Origin of the sequence: Muriicola sp., from assembly GCF_041567615.1 — a bacterium.
Classification (GTDB): Bacteria; Bacteroidota; Bacteroidia; order Flavobacteriales; family Flavobacteriaceae; genus Muriicola.
This window is the reverse complement of the sequence record NZ_JBFGBM010000252.1, coordinates 1-2,766: the sequence shown is the minus strand read 5'-3', so window position 1 is coordinate 2,766 and position 2,766 is coordinate 1. Positions and strand designations below refer to the sequence as shown.

The window sequence follows — 2,766 nt, the reverse complement described above, 5'->3', positions numbered from 1 at the left end:
GTGGTTTTGGGCCCGGTTCAGGGTTCGCACGCTCAGTTCATTCGGGTTGTTTTTCCATAAGATGCGGGGGATATAATAGGCATCAGGGAGTTCGATATCCCTGAGAGAGCCATCGGGAATATTGTACAGATGCAGTGACACTGTCGAGTTATCTTCCCCGGATTTGGGATATTTAAAACGGTACTGGGAGGGATACAGCCCTTCCCCGTATACGTCCATGGAGAACTCGGGGACGGCCCTTTCATCGAACCTGAGGAAGGCGAGTCGGGTCCCGTCCGAATTCCAGTCGAACGCCCGGACAAACCCAAATTCTTCCTCGTATACCCAGTCCGTGATCCCGTTGATGATGGCGTTGGGTTCGCCATCGTCAGTGATCCGGGTGGTCGTACCTGTTCTCAGGTCGAGAAAGTAAAGATCATTATTCAGCACATAGGCCACTTTGCTCCCGTCCGGGGAAAGCTGGGGGGACATAATCTTTCGGTCTGAAATTTTAGTGGTGGTCTCTTCTTCAATATCGTACACGTAGTAGATCCCCCTCCTGGAATGGCGATAGATCCTCTCAATATCAGTTGCCAACATTACCTTGCTTTCATCCTTGCTGAATGCGTAGGACGAAAAATATGGAATATCATTCTCGGGGCTTGAAAGCAGGACTGTATCTGTTTGTTCCAGGGTCTCATAAGCGTATTTGCCAATGCTTACGGTCCGATTTTCAGGGTCTGCATTGAGGAGGGTGTAGTGAAGTCCATCATTCATGGACCTGAGGGATTCCATCCCACGGGTCGCAAATGACCCGTCCCAAATCTCCTCCAGGGTCAGGTCTTTTTGTTGGGTAAAAGCTTGTGGGGTTGCTGTGAGAATGAGAAACAGCAAGAGGTATTTTTTCATTCCTGTGTTTTGTTCGGATTCAAACCCTCAAGTTTACTAATTTTCTCCTTAATAATATAACTTTCCCCCGGGCAATTGCCTTTTCGGCAAGCCTGCAGAAGGGATTTTACACCTTATCGTCATACGTCAGGGATTGGGGCAATATCACTATCTTTGCCCGCATATAAACCGTTGCCATGCCCGAACCCGTCGAAGGCTTTTCAAAGCTGTCCAAGGAGGAAAAGATCCGGTGGATCGCCGAGCAATATACTGAAGATCCGGAGGCCTGCATCGCCCTGCTGAAGACCTACTGGAACACCGATAGACGGCTGCAGCGACTCCACGATGAGTTCATCGAAAACACTCTGACCAACTATTACCTCCCCTTTGGCATCGCCCCCAATTTCCTGATTGACGGAAAGCTCTATGCCCTTCCCATGGCCATTGAGGAGAGTTCTGTGGTGGCAGCTGCCAGCAAGGCGGCCAAGTTCTGGCTCACCCGAGGAGGTTTTACAACAAAGGTGCTGGGCACAGAAAAGATCGGGCAGGTGCATTTTATATACGAGGGGGATCCAGCCCGGCTGGGGGAATTCATCACGTCCATCACTCCCCTGTTCTTTGAAGAGACCCGGCCCATTACCAAGAATATGGTGGCCCGGGGAGGGGGGATCAAAAAGATCGAATTGAGGGACAAGACCTCAGCCCTCGACCATTACTATCAGTTGCATTGCACCTTTGAGACCCTGGATGCCATGGGGGCCAATTTCATCAACTCCTGCCTGGAACAGTTTGCCAGGACCCTGAGAAGGGAGGCGATAAGCTCTGATATCCTTGAAGATGGGGAAAGAAATATAGAAGTAGTGATGAGCATCCTCTCCAATTACGTACCCCAGTGCCTGGTCAGGGCGGAGGTAAGCTGCAAGGTAGAGGAACTGGGAGCAGACACAGGGATATCCCCGCAGGAATTTGCTGACAAGCTGGTAAGGGCCGTGGCTATTGCCAATGCCGAACCTTACCGGGCCGTCACCCACAACAAGGGGATCATGAATGGGATCGATGCCGTGGTCCTGGCTACAGGGAACGACTTCAGGGCCGTAGAGGCGGGTATTCACGCCTACGCTTCCCGTCAGGGGGCCTACAAAAGCCTTACCCAGGCAGAGATCAGGGACGGGGTCTTCCGGTTCTGGATAGAGATCCCCATCGCCCTGGGGACAGTGGGTGGACTCACCACCCTCCACCCACTGGTAAAGCTCGCCCTGGAGATCCTGCAACATCCCTCGGCCAAGGAACTGATGGGGATCGTGGCCGTAGCCGGACTCGCACAGAATTTTGCGGCCGTACAATCCCTGGTGACCACCGGGATACAACAGGGCCATATGAAGATGCACCTGCTGAACATCCTGAACCAGATGGGAGCCACCGAAGAGGAGAAGAAACAACTGGTGGAATATTTCAAAAAACACAGCGCCACGCACAATGCGGTGGTGGAGGCCCTGGAAAAGCTCAGGGAATCATCATAATCATGTCTGCTACCTACCGAAGCCATGGCAAATTGTTGCTCACCGGGGAATACGCCGTTCTCGACGGTGCCGAGGCCCTGGGCCTGCCCGCGCGTTTCGGCCAGACTTTGGAAATCTCAAAAGGGAATACCTCCGGACTTTTGTGGAAAAGCCTGGATCAGGACGGAAAGACCTGGTTTGAGGCTGAATTTCGACCAGGCGAACTGGATCCTGATGAAAAAGACCCTTCCGGGGATGACACCCGGGACATCCTTCAGGGACTGCTCCGTGAAGCTGTCCGACTCAATCCGAAATTCTATACGGAATTAAAGGGAAAACAAGCCATTTCCCAACTCGAATTCCCCAGGTCCTGGGGGTTAGGCAGCAGCTCAACCCTTAT

Annotated in this window: 2 protein-coding genes and 1 pseudogene; 2 read left to right on the top strand and 1 reads right to left on the bottom strand. The window is 52.4% G+C overall.

What is annotated here, in order from left to right:
- Positions 1 to 888: DPP IV N-terminal domain-containing protein (locus tag ABYP73_RS12675; RefSeq protein WP_372974575.1), on the bottom strand; the 888-nt coding region annotated here is incomplete at its 3' end.
- 176 nt (positions 889 to 1,064) lie between these two features.
- On the opposite strand from ABYP73_RS12675, the gene ABYP73_RS12670 reads away from it, so the two are divergent.
- Both ABYP73_RS12670 and ABYP73_RS12665 read left to right on the top strand, forming a co-directional pair.
- Entirely contained in the window at positions 1,065 to 2,387 is a 1,323-nt protein-coding gene (locus ABYP73_RS12670) for a hydroxymethylglutaryl-CoA reductase, degradative (RefSeq protein ID WP_372974574.1), read from the top strand.
- 2 nt (positions 2,388 to 2,389) lie between these two features.
- Positions 2,390 to 2,766: pseudogene (locus tag ABYP73_RS12665) on the top strand (GHMP kinase); the annotation flags it as partial.

What these genes read in the sequence shown, in the direction of transcription:
- ABYP73_RS12670 (WP_372974574.1), top strand. Translation starts at nt 1,065, where the DNA reads ATGCCCGAACCCGTCGAAGGCTTTTCAAAGCTGTCCAAGGAGGAAAAG.